Origin of the sequence: Mesorhizobium sp. B2-6-2, from assembly GCF_006440615.1 — a bacterium.
GTDB lineage: Bacteria > Pseudomonadota > Alphaproteobacteria > Rhizobiales > Rhizobiaceae > Mesorhizobium.
On the sequence record NZ_VFUG01000001.1, the window covers coordinates 467,612 to 482,417 of the forward strand.

15 protein-coding genes and 1 tRNA gene are annotated in these 14,806 nt (G+C 64.6%); 7 read left to right on the top strand and 9 right to left on the bottom strand.

What is annotated here, in order from left to right; all coding sequences use genetic code 11:
* Positions 1–72: 72 nt before the first annotated feature.
* The 4 genes from FJ419_RS02345 to FJ419_RS02360 all read right to left on the bottom strand — a co-directional run bounded on the left by FJ419_RS02345 (position 73) and on the right by FJ419_RS02360 (position 3,412).
* Positions 73–882, bottom strand: a complete 810-nt coding sequence (locus tag FJ419_RS02345) for an ABC transporter permease (protein WP_140687163.1) — start codon at positions 880–882, stop codon at positions 73–75.
* Positions 882–1,547, bottom strand: coding sequence for an ABC transporter permease subunit (locus FJ419_RS02350; RefSeq protein ID WP_181170610.1), 666 nt, complete (start codon positions 1,545–1,547; stop codon positions 882–884). Before FJ419_RS02350 ends, FJ419_RS02345 begins: the two co-directional genes overlap by 1 nt.
* 194 nt (positions 1,548–1,741) lie before the next feature.
* The gene (locus FJ419_RS02355) at positions 1,742–2,539 is read right to left on the bottom strand and encodes a transporter substrate-binding domain-containing protein (RefSeq protein ID WP_140687167.1); all 798 of its coding nucleotides are present in this window, start codon (positions 2,537–2,539) and stop codon (positions 1,742–1,744) included.
* Between the two features lie 57 nt (positions 2,540–2,596).
* Positions 2,597–3,412, bottom strand: coding sequence for an ABC transporter ATP-binding protein (locus FJ419_RS02360; RefSeq protein WP_140687169.1), 816 nt, complete (start codon positions 3,410–3,412; stop codon positions 2,597–2,599).
* 211 nt (positions 3,413–3,623) lie between these two features.
* On the opposite strand from FJ419_RS02360, the gene FJ419_RS02365 reads away from it, so the two are divergent.
* From FJ419_RS02365 to FJ419_RS02380, 4 genes are all read left to right on the top strand, one after another.
* On the top strand, positions 3,624–4,496 hold the full coding sequence (locus tag FJ419_RS02365; RefSeq protein ID WP_140687171.1) for a dimethylarginine dimethylaminohydrolase family protein: 873 nt from the start codon (positions 3,624–3,626) through the stop codon (positions 4,494–4,496).
* A complete protein-coding gene (locus FJ419_RS02370; RefSeq protein ID WP_140687174.1) occupies positions 4,466–5,134 on the top strand; it encodes a TetR family transcriptional regulator C-terminal domain-containing protein in 669 nt (222 codons plus the stop codon). The genes FJ419_RS02365 and FJ419_RS02370 overlap by 31 nt, the downstream gene beginning before the upstream one ends.
* Positions 5,131–6,711 carry a 5-guanidino-2-oxopentanoate decarboxylase gene (locus FJ419_RS02375; protein WP_140687176.1) on the top strand — a complete coding sequence of 527 codons (1,581 nt, stop codon included), beginning with the start codon at positions 5,131–5,133 and terminating at the stop codon, positions 6,709–6,711. The genes FJ419_RS02370 and FJ419_RS02375 overlap by 4 nt, the downstream gene beginning before the upstream one ends.
* 199 nt (positions 6,712–6,910) lie before the next feature.
* A complete protein-coding gene (locus FJ419_RS02380; RefSeq protein WP_140628781.1) occupies positions 6,911–7,618 on the top strand; it encodes an SDR family NAD(P)-dependent oxidoreductase in 708 nt (235 codons plus the stop codon).
* 120 nt (positions 7,619–7,738) lie between these two features.
* On the opposite strand, the gene rpsA is transcribed toward FJ419_RS02380, so the two are convergent.
* The 3 genes from rpsA to aroA all read right to left on the bottom strand — a co-directional run bounded on the left by rpsA (position 7,739) and on the right by aroA (position 11,883).
* Positions 7,739–9,436 carry a 30S ribosomal protein S1 gene (gene rpsA, locus FJ419_RS02385; RefSeq protein WP_140546728.1) on the bottom strand — a complete coding sequence of 566 codons (1,698 nt, stop codon included), beginning with the start codon at positions 9,434–9,436 and terminating at the stop codon, positions 7,739–7,741.
* 194 nt (positions 9,437–9,630) lie between these two features.
* Positions 9,631–10,281 (bottom strand): (d)CMP kinase, encoded by a 651-nt coding sequence (cmk, locus tag FJ419_RS02390; RefSeq protein WP_140687179.1) that lies wholly within the window; start codon positions 10,279–10,281, stop codon positions 9,631–9,633.
* A gap of 243 nt (positions 10,282–10,524) precedes the next feature.
* Positions 10,525–11,883, bottom strand: coding sequence for a 3-phosphoshikimate 1-carboxyvinyltransferase (gene aroA, locus FJ419_RS02400; RefSeq protein ID WP_140687181.1), 1,359 nt, complete (start codon positions 11,881–11,883; stop codon positions 10,525–10,527).
* A gap of 196 nt (positions 11,884–12,079) precedes the next feature.
* Between aroA and FJ419_RS02405 the strand changes: the two genes are divergently transcribed.
* Entirely contained in the window at positions 12,080–12,475 is a 396-nt protein-coding gene (locus FJ419_RS02405; protein WP_140545272.1) for a TIGR02300 family protein, read from the top strand.
* 160 nt (positions 12,476–12,635) lie between these two features.
* Positions 12,636–12,711 (top strand) — tRNA-Ala (locus FJ419_RS02410).
* 56 nt (positions 12,712–12,767) lie between these two features.
* On the opposite strand, the gene FJ419_RS02415 is transcribed toward FJ419_RS02410, so the two are convergent.
* Positions 12,768–13,268, bottom strand: a complete 501-nt coding sequence (locus FJ419_RS02415; protein ID WP_140687183.1) for a DUF6496 domain-containing protein — start codon at positions 13,266–13,268, stop codon at positions 12,768–12,770.
* Between the two features lie 62 nt (positions 13,269–13,330).
* Positions 13,331–13,789 carry a YbhB/YbcL family Raf kinase inhibitor-like protein gene (locus tag FJ419_RS02420; RefSeq protein WP_140687185.1) on the bottom strand — a complete coding sequence of 153 codons (459 nt, stop codon included), beginning with the start codon at positions 13,787–13,789 and terminating at the stop codon, positions 13,331–13,333.
* Positions 13,790–14,287: 498 nt separating this feature from the next.
* On the opposite strand from FJ419_RS02420, the gene FJ419_RS02425 reads away from it, so the two are divergent.
* The gene (locus tag FJ419_RS02425) at positions 14,288–14,644 is read left to right on the top strand and encodes a hypothetical protein (RefSeq protein ID WP_246679104.1); all 357 of its coding nucleotides are present in this window, start codon (positions 14,288–14,290) and stop codon (positions 14,642–14,644) included.
* Positions 14,645–14,806 lie beyond the last annotated feature (162 nt).

Here is a 14,806-nt window from a genome sequence, read left to right on the forward strand (position 1 = left end):
AGCGAGTAGCGAATAGGGAATAGCGAGTAGGGGGAATAAAGAAACTACTCGCTATTCGCTACTCTCTATTCGCTATCCGATCTTGACCGGAATCCGTGCCTCGATCCGGCTGAAGACGAAGACCAGGATACCGGTGATCGTCATATAGATCAGCGCCAGCAGCAGCAAAGGCTCGTAGGTCAGATAGGTGTCCTGGCGCACCTTGGAGGAGACGGCGAAGATGTCGATGACGCTGATCGTCGCCACCAGCGGGGTCGATTTCAACTGCAGCACGGTCTCGCCGGTCAGCGTCGGCAGCGCACGGTAGAAGGCCTGCGGCAACCAGATGCGCCGGAAGATTTTCCAGCGGCTCATGCCGAACGCGCGGGCTGCCTCCAACTGTCCGCGTGGCACGCCGGCGAATGCGCCGCGCATCACTTCACCCTCGTAGCCGGCGAAGGAGAAGGTCAGCGCCACCACGCCATACGGCCAAGCCTGCCTGAGATACGGCCAAAGCCACGATTCGCGGATCCATGGATATTGCGGAAAGATCGAGCCGAGGCCGTAATAGAGCAGCCAGAGCTGCAGGAGCAGCGGCGTTCCCCGGATGATGGTGCAGAAGACCTTCGCCGGTGCCGAGAACCAGATCGGTCCGCCTGCCTGGGCGAGCCCGAGCGGCACGGCCAGCGCAAAGCCCAGCGCGCAGGTGACGGCGAGGATCCAAAGCGCCCGCCAGATGCCCATCAGGCCCATTTCCCAATATTGCGGCAGCCAGTCCCAGCGCATGAAGACGGCGGCGCACAGAACCAGCGCCAGTCCGACCAGGATCAGCACGATCCGGTGCGGCTTGAGCCAGATCGAGGCGCGCGCCGCCATGTGGATCGCGGAGGCTTCGGCGGACATCAGCGCGCCTCCCTGACGGAGGGCATGCCGCGCCGCGACCAGGCCTCGACGCGGCCGATGATCAGGTTGGAGAACAACGAGAGCGCGAGATAGAGCGCGCCGGCCGCAAGGTAGAAAAGAAGGTAGGCCTTGGTCACGCCGGCCGCCTGGCGCGTCGCCAGCGTCAGTTCGAAGAAGCCGACGACGGCAAGCAGCGCGGTGTCCTTGGTGGCGATGAGCCACAGATTCGCCAGGCCTGGGATGGCGAAGGGCAGCATGGCCGGCACAGTGATGCGTCGCAGCATCAGGCCCGGCGACATGCCGTAGGCGCGGGCGGCCTCGATTTGGCCTTGCGGGATGGCGAGGATGGCGCCACGGATGACTTCGGTCGAATAGGCACCCTGGACGAAACCCAGCACGAAAATGCCGGCCGCGAGTCCGCTGATGTCGACACGGCTGTAGCCGATCGCCGTCAGCACCTGGTTGATGAGGTCGGTGCCGGCATAATAAAGCAGCAGGATCAGCACCAGTTCCGGCACGGCGCGCACGACCGTCGTGTAGACCGCGAGCAGATCGCGCGTCACCGGGCCGCCATAGAGCTTGCCGAACGCGCCGGCGGTGCCGATCATGAGGCCGAGGCACGTCGCGCCTATGGCGATCTCGACCGAATGCAGCAGGCCGACCAGCAGCGTGCCGCCCCAGCCGGGCGCCACGGGCGACAGGAGTTCGATGATGCCGGCCGCGGAGGCCGGAAGAAAGGCGTCGATCAGCTTCGTCCCCGGATTGCTGGCGAGCCGCCGACGGTCAGGTCAGCGGCGGGCATGCGTGGCAAGATCGGGCATGGCGCGGACGCCATGCCCTCACTCATGTGCGAGAGGGCTCAGTTCGACTGCGCGGCGCCGCCATAGATGTCGAAATCGAAATATTTTTTCGAGATCTCGTCGTACTTGCCGTTGGCGCGGATCGCCTTGATGCCGGCGTTGAACTTTTCCTTGAGCGCGGTGTCTTCCTTGCGGATACCGGCGCCGACACCCGGGCCAAGCACTTCGTCGTCGGGCGCCACCATGCCCTTCAGGTCGCAGCAGGCCTTGCCCTGGTCCGACTTCAGGAATTCGCCGAGCGCGATCGAGTCGGCCTGCACCGCGTCGATGCGGCCAGCGGCCAGATCCTGGTTAGCTTCATCCTGGGTCTGGTATTCCTTGATTTCCTGCGCGCCGGTGAAGTGCTTCTTGGCGTACACGGCATGCACCGTCGAGACCTGGACGCCGATCACCTTGCCCTTGAGATCGTCCGGCGTGGCGCCGAACTTCTGGTCCTTCGGCCCGATGATCGCGGTCGGGGTGTTGTAGTACTTGTCCGAGAAGTCGATCGCCTTCTTGCGCTCGTCGGTGATCGACATGGAAGAGACGATGGCGTCGATCTTCTTGGTCGTCAGCGCCGGGATGATGCCGTCCCAGGCCACCGGCGTGATCACGCAGTCAAGTTTCTCTTCGGCGCAGACGGCGTCGACGAAGTCGATCTCCCAGCCCACCCATTTGCCGCTGGCGTCGGGCGAGGTGAAGGGCGGGTAGGGTTCGGCGGCGACGCCGATCTTGACCTGCTCGGCTTTGGCCACTCCGCCCATCGCCGCGACGCCGAGAAGCAGCGCGGCGGCAAATGTTTTGAGAACAGTCTTCATGTCAGGACTCCCAGTTTGTTGTTGTTCCCGGTTTTTCGCTCCGCTTGATGCCGGCACCTAGCCGACATTGCGGAGGAATTGCTTGAGCCTTTCGGATTTGGGCGCGCCGAACAGCTGTTCCGGCGGACCTTCTTCCTCGACCAGCCCGTTGTAGAGATAGACGACATGCGTCGCGACCTCGCGGGCGAACTTCATTTCATGCGTCACCAGCACCATGGTGCGCCCCTCGCGCGCCAGGTCGCCGATGACTTTCAGCACCTCGCCGACCAGCTCGGGATCGAGCGCGGAAGTCGGTTCGTCGAACAGCATGACGCGCGGATTGATCGCCAGCGCGCGGGCGATCGCGGCCCGTTGCTGCTGGCCGCCGGACAGGAAAGCCGGATAGACGTCGCGCTTTTCCGCCAGCCCGACGCGGGCGAGCAGCTTCTCGGCCTGGGCGATCGCTTCGCTGCGCTTGACGCCGAGCACATGCACCGGAACCTCGATGACATTCTCGATCAGTGTCAAGTGGCTCCACAGGTTGAAATTCTGGAAAACCATGCCGAGCCTCGAGCGAATGCGCTCGATCTGCCTGCGGTCGGCCGGAACGGTGTGTCCGTGGCTGTCGGCCTTGAGCTTGATCTCCTCGCCATTGACCCGGATGATGCCGCTTGTGGGGTTCTCCAGACAGTTGATGCAACGTAAAAGCGTCGACTTGCCGGAACCGGAGCCGCCGATGATGGCGACCACCTCGCCGTCGCGCGCCGACAGCGAAACCCCCTTCAGCACGTGCAGCTGGCCGAACTTCTTGTGCAGGTTTTCGACATGGATGGCTTCGGCGGCGCCGTTCTGCGCCTCGCCGGATTGGACTGCGGCAACTCCTGCAGCGCTCACCGGGTGGCCTCTATCTGGCCGACGGCAGTTCGTCGAACGTCTATCCGGCTAATCAACATACGCTGCACTGACCCGCTCCAGGCTTCAGCATGGACCCGACAGCGCGAGCCCGTCAATCCCGCTCATTACGGCACTTGCGGCCTTGTTGCGCAAGTGTATAAATAGCCCTTCATGAAATTTTCACGGTTTTTTTCATCTTAAAAGGGCATCGATGAGCGCTTTCGGATCACAGTCCATGGCGGCGCCGCTGCGGCGCGTGCTGATGCGGTCGGCGGCCAACGCCATGCGCGATGCCGACAGGGCGGCCTGGCACTATGGCCTGGGATTCAACCCGGCGAAGGCCGCTTCGCAGCATGCGCTCCTTGCCGAGCTGGTGGCGGCTTCCGGCGCCGAGATCGAATGGATCGAGGACACGGCCGACGGCCTATCGGATTCGGTGTTCACGCATGACCCGTCGCTGATGACCGATCGCGGCGCCCTGATCCTGTCCATGGGCAAGCCACTGCGCGCCCGGGAGCCCTCGCTGCATGAGGAAACCTATAAGAGGCTGGGCATTCCGGTCCTCGGCCGGGTTGAGGCGCCTGGTCAGGTCGAAGGCGGCGACTGCGTATGGGTGGATGCCCGCACGCTGGCGATCGGGCGCGGTGTGCGCTCCAACCAGGAAGGCATCCAGCAGGTTTCCAACCTGCTGACGCCGCTGGGCATTTCCGTCTACGGCTTCGATCTGCCGCTGTGGCAGGGCGAAGAGGCGTGCCTGCATCTGATGTCGGTGATCAGCCCGCTGGCCGACGACCTGGCCCTGGTCTATTCGCCGCTTCTGCCGGCGGCGTTCTATCAGATGCTGAAGGCGCGCGGCATCCGGCTGGTCGAAGGCGACGCCGAAGAGTTCGCCGCTTCCAACGGCCTCAGCCTGAACGTGCTGCCGACCAGCCCGCACAAGGTCATTGCCGTCGCGGGTTTTCCCAAGACCAAGGCCGCGATGGAAGCCGCCGGCTGCACGGTCGAGACATTCGAGGCGGATGCGCTCTGCATCGCCTGCGAAGGCGGGCCGACATGCCTGACGCGGCCGATACTGCGCCAATGAATGCGCGCCGCAAGTTCCGCCGCGAGGGCGAGGAGCGGCGGCGGCAGGATCTGATCGATGCGACGCTGGACAGCGTGGCGGAATATGGCCTTCAGGGCGCCACCTTGCGCACCATCGCCTTGCGCGCCGGCGTCACCGCCGGGCTGATCCGGCACTATTTTCCCGGCAAGGAAGAATTGCTGCAGGAAGCCTATGCGGCGCTGGTCGGCCGCATGACCGAGCAGGCGAAAGCGGCATTGGTCATGGAAGACGCCTCGCCTCGCCAACGCCTCGCGGCTTTCGTCACCGCCAACCTCAGCGCGCCGATCGTCGACCGGCGGGTGTTTTCGCTCTGGGCAACCTTCCTTGGCCGCGCCAATGCGGATCCGGCGCTCGCCCGTGCCCACCGCGAAGGCTATCTCGGCTTTCGCGACGAGGTGGAAGCGGTCGTTGCCGAAGTGCTCGCCGCCGAGCAGCACAAGCCGGACGCGGGCGAGCTGCGCCGCCATGCCATCGCGATCAACGCGATCATCGACGGGCTCTGGATCGAGGGTTGCCTGGCGGCGGAGATGTTCTCGCCTGGCGAATTGGCGGCGATCGGCATCAGGGCCATCGAGGCCGAGCTCGGCTTGGCGCCGGAAAAGGGAGGAAACCAATGACCACCATCGGCGAAGCGCTGATCAAATTGCTCGAAGCGCATGGCGTCGACACCGTCTTCGGCATTCCGGGCGTGCATACGGTCGAGCTCTATCGCGGCCTGGCGGGCTCGACGATCCGCCATGTCACGCCGCGCCACGAACAAGGTGCCGGCTTCATGGCCGACGGTTATGCGCGCGCCGGCGGCCGTCCCGGCGTCGCCTTCGCCATCACCGGGCCGGGCCTCACCAACACCATCACCGCCATGGGACAGGCGCGCGCCGATTCGGTGCCGATGCTGGTCATCTCCGGCGTCAACGCCACCGATACGCTGGGAAAAGGGCTGGGCTTCCTGCATGAGCTGCCCGACCAGCGCGGCATGATAGAAAAGGTGGCGCTGTTTTCCGAGCGCATCACCGAGGCCGGGCAGTTGCCTGGCGCGCTCGCCCGCGCCTTCGCGCTGTTTTCGTCGGCGCGCCCGGGTCCGGTCCATATCGAGATCCCCACCGACGTCATGGTCAAGCCCGCCGATGGTGTTGCGGCCGTCCTTAGCAATGCCGCGCCACCCGCTCCGGCGTTGGCGGCGATGGCCGAGGCGGCAAGGCTTTGCAGGGCCGCACGCCGTCCGCTGATCCTTTCAGGCGGTGGCGCCAAGAAAGCCGATGCGGCGCTGCGGCGTTTGGCCGAGACGCTCGGCGCCCCAGTGGTCGAGACCGCCAATGCGCGCGGCCTGCTGCATGGCCATCCGCTGTGCGTGCCGGCGAGCCCCAGCCTCAAGGCCGTGCGTTCGTTGATGGCGGACGCCGATCTGGTGATTGCCGCCGGCACCGAATTCGGCCCGACCGACTATGACGGTTATGGCGACGGCGGCTTCGTGCTGCCGAAGAACCTGATCCGCATCGATATCGGCGCCGACCAGATCGCGCGCCGGCCGGTGACGGTCGGCATCCAGGCGGATTGCGCGGAAGCGATCGAGGCTCTGCTTGCGGCGATCGTGCCGGGCCATGCCGCGGCAAGCGATGGCGTGGCTCGTGCGGCCGCGACACGTGCGGCAGCACTGGCCGAATTGAAGCCTGACTATCTGGCGCAGGTGCGGGCCGTGGAGGCAATCCGCGACGCGCTGCCCGGCGCCATCATCGTCGGCGATTCGACCCAGCCGATCTATGCCGCCAACCTCTATTACGACCACGACCGTCCCGGCGGCTGGTTCAACGCCGCGACCGGCTTCGGCGCGTTGGGCTACGGCCCGCCGGCGGCGATCGGCGCAGCACTTGCGGTGCCGGAGGCGCCGGTGGTGTGCCTCACCGGCGATGGCGGCTTCCAGTTCACCTTGCCGGAGATCGGCGCTGCGCTCGACGCCCAAGCGCCGGTGATCTTCGTCGTCTGGAACAATCGCGGCTATCGCGAGATCGAAACCTCGATGCTCGATGTCGGCGTCGAGCCGGTCGGCGTGTCGCCGGCGCCGCCCGATTTCTGCAAGCTCGCCGAGGCCTATGGCATCGAGGCCGAGCGGCTGGCCGGGGCCGGCGGCCTTGCCGTGGCGCTGAGGCGCGCGTGGGCGGCCGGCAAGCCGCGCGTCATCGAAATCACCGTCGACTGAAAGACCGGTGCCTCTGCCGGTTGGCGCCTTCCGGCGCCGGCAAATCCATGCTGGCCGCTACGGTCCCGACGCATGCAAAGACGCTGCGCCTGCCATGTCGATATTTCAATTGAGTGACGACGCGAAAGGCGCGACGTTCCAGTCTGGGGCGGCATAACCCAAGATATAATCATAAAAAAATGACAGGAGCGGTCTAGGTATGACGGAAACGCTGAACGGCAGGCATGTCGTGGTGACAGGCGGCACTGGGGCGCTCGGCGGCGCGGTTGTCGGCAGATTGCTGGAGCAAGGCGCGATCTGCCACGTGCCCAATGCCCACGCGGCGGCCCCGCCGCATTTTCCTTACGCAGCCCATGCCAGCGTGCATCTGGCGCATAATGTCGACCTGTCGGATTCGGCCAAGGTCGAAGCTTTCTACCACCAGGTTCCCGAGCTCTGGGCCTCGATCCACCTTGCCGGCGGCTTCACCATGGCGCCGGTCGAAAAGATCGAGTCGGCCTCCTTCGCCGAGATGATGGACACCAACGCCCGTACGGCTTTCCTGTGCAGCCGCGCCGCGGTGCGCTCGATGCTGGAGTCCAATACGGCCGGCCGCATCGTCAATGTCGCCGCGCGCGCCGGTCTCGATCCGAGGCGCGGCTCCGGCATGGTCGCCTATGCCGCAAGCAAGGCGGCGGTCGCAGCGATGACTGTGGCCATGGCCGAGGAGTTGAAGGGCAAGGGCATCCTCGTCAACGCCGTGGCGCCCTCGACGCTCGATACGCCCGCCAACCGCGCCGACATGCCCGACGCCGATTTCGCCAAATGGGTCAGCCTGGAGGCTGCGGCGGAAGCGATCGCCTATCTCGCCTCCCCCGCCAACCTGGCGATGAGCGGCACGCTGGTTCCGCTTTACGGCCGCGCCTGACCGCACGGAAATCCCGACAAAAGAAAACCCCGCCGGATCGCTCCGGCGGGGCTTTTGTTGTTCGCCAAGGGGCTTGCGCAATTCCAACGGAAAGCCGCTAAGCGGCTTTCCCGGAAGGCTTTAGTTGCCCTGCTTCTTAAGCGCGGCGCCCAGGATGTCGCCCAGCGAAGCGCCGGAGTCGGTCGAGCCGTACTGAGCGACCGCTTCCTTCTCCTCGGCGATTTCCAGCGCCTTGATCGAGACCTGCAGCTTGCGGGTCTTCTTGTCGAAGGCGATGACGCGGGCATCGACCTTCTGGCCGACGGTGAAGCGCTCGGGGCGCTGCTCGTCGCGGTCGCGCGAAAGGTCCGAACGCTTGATGAAGGTCTCGATGCCGCTGTCGACCAGCCGCACGTCCAGACCACCATCCTTCACGCCGGTGACCTCGCAGGTGACGACGGCATTCTTGCGCAGCTCACCGCTGCTGGCAGCTTCGCCGACAGTGTCGCGGGCCAGCTGCTTGATGCCGAGCGAGATGCGCTCCTTCTCGATGTCGACGTCGAGCACCTGCGCCTTGACCATGTCGCCGCGATTGTACTCTTCGATGACCTGCTCGCCCGGACGGGTCCAGTCGAGGTCGGAGAGATGCACCATGCCGTCCACGTCGCCTTCCAGGCCGATGAACAGGCCGAACTCGGTCTTGTTCTTGACCTCGCCCTCGACCTGGCTGCCGACCGGATGGCTCGAGGCGAAAGCCTGCCACGGGTTTTCCAGCGTCTGCTTGAGGCCGAGCGAGATGCGGCGCTTGGCCGGGTCGACCTCGAGCACCACAACATCGACTTCCTGCGTCGTCGACAGGATCTTGCCGGGATGCACGTTCTTCTTCGTCCACGACATTTCCGAAACGTGGATGAGGCCCTCGATGCCCGGCTCCAGCTCGACGAACGCGCCGTAGTCGGTGATGTTGGTGACGGTGCCCTTGATCTTCTTGCCGATCGGGAACTTGGTGCCAATATCCGACCACGGATCCGACTCGAGCTGCTTCATGCCGAGCGAGATGCGGTGGGTTTCCTGGTTGATGCGGATGATCTGCACCTTGACCGTCTGGCCGATGTTGAGGATCTCGGTCGGATGGTTGACGCGGCGCCAGGCCATGTCGGTGACATGCAGCAAGCCGTCGATGCCGCCGAGGTCGACGAACGCACCGTAGTCGGTGATGTTCTTGACCACGCCTTCGACCACCTGGCCTTCCTCGAGGTTCTGCACGATTTCCGAGCGCTGTTCGGCGCGGCTCTCTTCGAGCACGGTGCGGCGCGACACCACGATGTTGCCGCGGCGGCGATCCATCTTGAGGATCTCGAAGGGCTGCGGGTTGTGCATCAGCGGGGTGACGTCGCGGATCGGGCGGATATCGACCTGGCTGCGCGGCAGGAACGCCACGGCGCCGTCGAGGTCGACGGTGAAGCCGCCCTTGACCTGGTTGAAGATGACGCCTTCGACGCGCTCACCCTTGGTGAACTTCTCTTCAAGACGGACCCAGCTCTCCTCGCGGCGAGCCTTCTCGCGCGACAGCATGGCTTCGCCAAGCGCGTTTTCGATGCGCTCGACATAGACCTCGACGGTGTCGCCGACCTTGAGGGAGGATTCCTTGCCCTTGGCGCCGAATTCCTTCAGCGGCACGCGGCCTTCGACCTTGAGGCCGACATCGATGATGGCCATGTCCTTTTCGATCGCGGTGATCGTGCCCCGGACAACCTGGCCCTCGCCGGAATGGCCGGCGGTGAATGATTCTTCGAGCATGCTCGCGAAATCGTCGCGAGACGGATTAGCTACTGACATTGTTTCTCCTGGAATACCCCGGTCTTCAAGCGGGGCGGGCGCCGTGGGTTAGCGTTGCGTGAGCCTGCCGGCGTTCCGGGCTGAAAGCCCTTGGCCGCTGTTCAGGCGGCAAGTCCGGCGCATGAAGAATGCTGGCAGGCTGGTTCGTGCCCGATATGGGTATTTTCGCCGCCAACGGCAATCGAAAAACCTGATCAGGCCTTGTTTCTCTTGGCAAGGACGTTGTCAACGATCGCCATCGCCGCCAGAAACGCGGCTTCTATAGCCATTTCGCTGGTATCAAGCAAGTGCGCGTCTGCCGCCGGCTTCAGCGGCGAGTCGGCGCGGCCCATGTCGCGCTCGTCGCGGCGCTCGATATCGGCAAGGATGGTGGCGAGATCGGCGCTGCCGCCCATGCTCTCGATCTCGGCCAGCCGGCGTCTGGCGCGCACTTCGGCGCTTGCCGTGACATAGAGCTTGATGTCGGCGTCCGGGCACACCACCGTGCCGATGTCGCGGCCGTCGAGCACGGCACCCGGCGGCCCCTTGGCGAAGGCCCGCTGCTTCTCCACCAGGACGCGCCGTACGGTCGGAATGACCGCGACCTTCGATGCCGCCTCGCCCACCGCATGCGCGGCCAGCACGGTGCGATCGAGGTTGGAGAGGTCCACCTGCCGCGCCGCGGTTTCCGCCGCCGAGACATTGTCGAGCGGCAAGCCGAGCTCGAGCAGCTTGTGGGCCACCGCGCGATAGGTGAGGCCGGTATCGAGCAAGTTCAGCCGGTAATGGTCGGCGAGCCGGCGGGCGAGCGTGCCTTTGCCCGCGCCTGCCGGGCCGTCGATGGCGATGGTGAAGGGACTGGTCATGGGCGGGCCAACCGAAGACGCGGGCGCCGCGATCCTTCGCGCCCCCCTCTGTCCTGCCGGACATCTCCCCCACGAGGGGGGAGATTGGCAGTTCTGGCGCTCCGCTCAATTCTGCGACGTTGGCGGCTGGCGAAAGCCGCAGTGACAGCTGATCTCCCCCCTTGTGGGGGAGATGTCCGGCAGGACAGAGGGGGGCGCTGTCCCGCCGACATCTCTACTTGCCTTGCGCTTGTCATGAACCTTTTACCCAATCTCCGCGCCCAGCCCCTTCATCAACCCCATGAATTCCGGAAAGCTCGTCGCGATCATGCTCGCGTCGTCGACCGTCACCGGCTTCTCCGTCGCCAGCCCCATCACCAGAAAACTCATGGCGATGCGGTGGTCGAGATGCGTCTCTACCGCCGTATCGGGGCCGTTGGGATGAGCGCCCAGCCCCTTGCCGCCCGGCCTGCCGCGCACCGCGAGCGAGGCCTCGCCCTCGGTGCAGTCGACGCCGTTGAGCTCCAGGCCCCTGGCGACCGCCGCCAGACGGTCGGATTCCTTGACGCGAAGTTCCTCTAGCCCCTGCATCAGCGTCTCGCCCTCGGCGAAACTCGCGGCGACGGCGAGCACCGGATACTCGTCGATCATCGACGGCGCGCGCTCGGGCGGCACTATGACGCCTCTCAGGTCGGAGGAGCGCACGCGCAGATCCGCCACGTCCTCGCCGCCGGCATTGCGCGGATTGAGGATATCGATCTTGCCGCCCATTTCCTGCAATGTCAGCAGCAGTCCGGTGCGGGTCGGGTTCATCAGCACGTTCTCGATGACGATGTCCGAAGCCGGCACGATGAGCGCCGCGACCAGCGGGAAGCCGGCCGAGGACGGATCGCCCGGCACGGCGATCGTCTGTCCGGTGAGTTTGCCCTGGCCTTCGATGAAGATGTGGCGCACGCCGCGCTCATCCGCCTCGACGCTGAGGTTGGCACCGAAACCCTTCAGCATCTTTTCGGTATGGTCGCGCGTCATCACGGGCTCGATCACCGTGGTGATGCCGGGAGTATTCAAGCCGGCAAGCAGCACCGCCGACTTCACCTGGGCGGATGCCATCGGCACGCGATAGGTAATGGGCGCTGCATGCTTCGGGCCGCGCAGCGTGATCGGCATGCGGTCGCCGGGAGCGGCCTTCAGCACCTGCACGCCCATCTGGCGCAGCGGGTCGAGCACGCGGCCCATCGGCCGGCCCGAAAGCGAGGCGTCGCCGATGAAGGTCGTCTCCATGTCATAGGTGCCGACGAGCCCCATGGTGAGGCGCGAGCCGGTGCCGGCATTGCCGAAGTCGAGCGGGCCTTCGGGCTGCAGCAACGCGCCGTTGCCGGTGCCGCGGATCACCCATTCGTCGCCGCTCTTTTCGATATGCGCGCCCATCGCCTTCATGGCGGCGCCCGTGCGCATCACGTCCTCGCCTTCGAGCAGGCCGGTGATGCGGGTTTCGCCGGAGGCAAGGCCGCCGAACATGAACGAGCGGTGCGAGATCGATTTGTCGCCCGGCACGCGCGCGGTGCCGGCAAGGGCAGGGGATTTGCGGGCCGTGGCCGGCTTAGCGGCGGCGGAGTGAGACATCCTTGTCTTCCAAATGAAATGCCGGCTGGCCGGCTCGGTTCGTCATGCTGCGGCGGTCTCGTATCACGGTGCGTTGCAATGGTCATCCCCTTGTGCGAGGCCTTCGAATACGAGCATTTTACAATGCCGGCTTTTGGCTTTGACAGCGCTCAAAACTGCGGTTATGGGGACCACTCTTTTATTGACGAGGCCTGCTGTGGCAAAAGCTGAACTTGGCACCAAGCGTGTCGACCCCGAAACGGGTCGGAAATTCTACGATCTCAACAAAGACCCGATCGTCTCGCCCTATACCGGCAAGAGCTATCCACGCTCCTATTTCGAGGAAGGCAAGATTTCCGCCCTCGAGGAAGATGAGGAAGTCGCCGAGAAGGAAGTGGACGCCGACGAAGAGGAAGGCGCCGAAGTCGTCTCGCTCGAGGAGGCCGATGACGAGGCCAAGGGTGGCGGCGACGAGCTTCCCGATCTTGGCGACGATGAAGAGGATGTCGATCTCGGCGACGATGAGGACGACACTTTCCTTGCCGACGAAGAGGAAGAGGACGATGACGTCGCCGATATGATCGGCGTCGGCGACGACGATGACGAAGTCTGAGTTCGTTTGCCGGCCATTTTGGCCTGTGACGAAAAAGCGGCTTTTCAAGGCTTGATCTTGACCGAAGGCGGCGCTAGAAGCCGCCAGCACTAACGACGGCGCGGTTCCCAATCGCGCCGGATCTCTTCGCCGGAAACGGCGCCGGCCGACTGCCGGGAGTGGGGCCATAGCTCAGTTGGGAGAGCGCTTGAATGGCATTCAAGAGGTCGTCGGTTCGATTCCGATTGGCTCCACCAAACAGTCACTTCCTGAGCAATTGCGCGCACGGAAAACCGTTCGCACTCGAATCGCTCTAACCGCGCTGGGCGCGGGTTCTGGCTGCTTTGCGCGCTGCCGCCGATCGTCCGGCGGCGCCTTTGGTCTGCGCGGCCTTCCTCGCCGCCGCCGACCGCTCTTCGGCTGTGCGGCCGGATGCGGCGCTCTTGGCCTGCTTCGACAGAGCCTTGTGGGAGGCGGTGCTCTTCGGCTCGCCCTCAAGCACCTTCGACACCGCCTTCGAGACCTTGGGCTGGCGCTTCGGCTTCCGTTCGCCCTGGCCTGCCTCGTAAGCATATTTGGCGCTCTTGCGCGTGCTGTCCTTCACATCGCCTTTTTTGGGGGGCGGCAGGTCGACGCCCGCGCGGCGCGCCTCCGAAAGGCCGATGGCGATCGCCTGTTTGGTGGAGCGGGCGCCGTGCTTGCCTTTGCGGACTTTGTCGATTTCCGCGTGAACGAATTCACCGGCCTGCGTGCTTGCCGACTTGCCTTCGCGCTTGTCCTCGCGCGCCTTTTCGATGGTTTTCTTGTCCGGCATTGTTTTTCTCCTCGTTCGAACGGGGCATGATCGAATGCCGACAGGATGCGTCGGATCGCGCATCAGCGGCTTTCATATGTGCCGACGAGGTCGGCAGTGGCGATCATATGCGGCTCCGCCTGGGCCAGAAGATTCGCGATTCCCGGTTCTCCGCCGGTTTCCAGCGCCTCAACGTCGAGTGCTGAAAGGCGGAAGTGATAATGGTGAACGCCATGCCCTTTTGGCGGCTGGGGACCGTCATAATGGGCATTGCCGAAGTCGTTCACGGCTTGGTGGAAAGTTTCCGGTCCAGCGGTGCCTTCCGGCAAGCGGTCTCGCCCGGCGGCAATGTCATAGACCGCCCAATGGCGAAACATGCCGCGCGGCGCATCGGGATCCTCGACGACGAGCAGGAAGCTTCTGGTCCCGGGCGGCGCGTTTTTCCATCGCAAGGGAGGAGACAAATTGCCTCCGTTGCGGACATAGGGCTCGGGAATGGTCTGTCCGTTTTCAAAGGCTGGACTCTCAAGCGTGAAAGCCATGGCTGGAACTCCGTGCACTTATCGCGTTGTTCGCGAAGGAAATTCACGAACGATCTTTGCTCGGATCGGCGGAGCGCGCTCGCTACTGGTTTCTTTTGGAACGCGGCGCATTGGCGGGAGTTCCAGCATCATGCCCGCGACGGCGCGTCGATGGATGCCTGCAAGTCGAGATGTCGTCCCTGGGAATCTGCTCCAACGGAATGAACTCAGGTCGTATCCCGGCGAAACAAGCGCCGGAGGAAATCCCTATGCCGGTGGCGGCAACTAGGCTAAGGGCTTTCTGTCAGAGGGATGCTTATGAGAATTCCGGCTTTGGGTGGGAATCCGGCGCAGGGACCTGTTCGATCCGGGCTCCTTGCGCGACAAAACAATCTCTTGCCGATGCTTTGCATTGCGGTCGCGCTTGCTGCTTGTCAATCGACCCCAGACACACAGCCTGTTGCTGACCCGCAACCCGCTCCGGCCGCCGCTCCCGTTCCGGCCTCGCCGAATTCGGCGGTGCTGGATGAGGCGGCCGCAATCGTTCCGCCCGGCAAGGGCGTTCCGACCAGATACTCCGCATTCTCCGGCATATGGGCGGGGCAGCTCAACGGCATGTATGACGGCAAGCTGGCGGTGCTGACCGTGTCCTCAGGCGGGCAGGTGACGGCCAGCTACGCATGGGGCGATCTGGCCGACAACAAGCCGGGCGTCGCCGACGGCTCCGGCAGGATTTCCGGCAATAAGTTGAAGCTCGGGCGCCTGCCGAACGGCGCCGACATCACCGCAACGATGGCCTCGCCGGGAATGCTCAACGTCACCTACGCGCTTGCCGGCCAGACCTATACCGGCTCGTTCGCGCGGATCGGTCAGTGAGCAAAGTCAGTCGCTAAGAACTCCACTCGCTAAAGATTAGGATTGAAGCCGGTCCTCCATGATCCGCACGCACATCGGCGTTCCGACCTCGTCGGTCTCGGCAAGCTTCTGCACGGCGAGCGTCGCTTCGTCGTAGACGCCGCGCCCTGGAAATAGGGCGCC

Excerpts from the sequence above, each read along its gene's own strand:
- FJ419_RS02345 (WP_140687163.1), bottom strand. The coding sequence starts at position 882 with ATGTCCGCCGAAGCCTCCGCGATCCACATGGCGGCGCGCGCCTCGATC.
- FJ419_RS02375 (WP_140687176.1), top strand. The coding sequence starts at position 5,131 with ATGACCACCATCGGCGAAGCGCTGATCAAATTGCTCGAAGCGCATGGC.
- rpsA (WP_140546728.1), bottom strand. The coding sequence starts at position 9,436 with ATGTCAGTAGCTAATCCGTCTCGCGACGATTTCGCGAGCATGCTCGAA.
- FJ419_RS02370 (WP_140687174.1), top strand. The coding sequence starts at position 4,466 with ATGCCTGACGCGGCCGATACTGCGCCAATGAATGCGCGCCGCAAGTTC.
- FJ419_RS02380 (WP_140628781.1), top strand. The coding sequence starts at position 6,911 with ATGACGGAAACGCTGAACGGCAGGCATGTCGTGGTGACAGGCGGCACT.
- FJ419_RS02415 (WP_140687183.1), bottom strand. The coding sequence starts at position 13,268 with ATGCCGGACAAGAAAACCATCGAAAAGGCGCGCGAGGACAAGCGCGAA.
- cmk (WP_140687179.1), bottom strand. The coding sequence starts at position 10,281 with ATGACCAGTCCCTTCACCATCGCCATCGACGGCCCGGCAGGCGCGGGC.
- FJ419_RS02365 (WP_140687171.1), top strand. The coding sequence starts at position 3,624 with ATGAGCGCTTTCGGATCACAGTCCATGGCGGCGCCGCTGCGGCGCGTG.
- FJ419_RS02355 (WP_140687167.1), bottom strand. The coding sequence starts at position 2,539 with ATGAAGACTGTTCTCAAAACATTTGCCGCCGCGCTGCTTCTCGGCGTC.
- aroA (WP_140687181.1), bottom strand. The coding sequence starts at position 11,883 with ATGTCTCACTCCGCCGCCGCTAAGCCGGCCACGGCCCGCAAATCCCCT.
- FJ419_RS02420 (WP_140687185.1), bottom strand. The coding sequence starts at position 13,789 with ATGGCTTTCACGCTTGAGAGTCCAGCCTTTGAAAACGGACAGACCATT.